This window comes from Suttonella ornithocola (assembly GCF_001889065.1).
GTDB classification, from domain to species: Bacteria; Pseudomonadota; Gammaproteobacteria; order Cardiobacteriales; family Cardiobacteriaceae; genus Suttonella_A; species Suttonella_A ornithocola.
The window spans coordinates 1-432 of sequence record NZ_LWHB01000326.1; the positions used below are offsets into that span (position 1 = coordinate 1).

Consider the following 432-nt stretch of genomic DNA (forward strand, 5'->3'; position numbering starts at 1 on the left):
TTTTCTCTGTGGTTCGGYTTTTGGTATGTTGGTTAATCTTTTTTTATGCGTTATCTTTAGTCGCTTTAGAGCATAACAAATCGCTGATTGCGAGCAATTAAAACGTCTAGCTCTTTCCCATTGGTAATCATCAGGATACTGCTCAATATCCTTAAGCAAGGCTTCATCATCAATCTTTGAGGGCTTACGCTCAGTAAAGCCTTTAGGATGGGGATTTTTAATCCAGCTATAGACGGTGAATTTGCTGATCTTGTAGCGCTTTGCAACAGCGCGCCAAGTTTCTCCATTAGCAATATCGTTAAGAATTTTCTGTCGGAATTGGCGACAGTAGGTCATAGGATATGCTCAGTTTGTTTTTGATAATTCTACTACAAGTTGTTTCTTTATATCTGCTTTGGATAGATTGGATTATAAATGATTTGACTATAAGTG

1 protein-coding gene is annotated in these 432 nt (G+C 37.6%); it reads right to left on the reverse strand.

Annotation, left to right across the window (positions count from 1 at the left end):
- Window positions 1-336 (reverse strand): IS630 transposase-related protein (locus A5N85_RS14135; protein ID WP_072577671.1); only part of this gene is annotated, 336 nt, incomplete at its 3' end.
- Window positions 337-432: the final 96 nt, after the last annotated feature.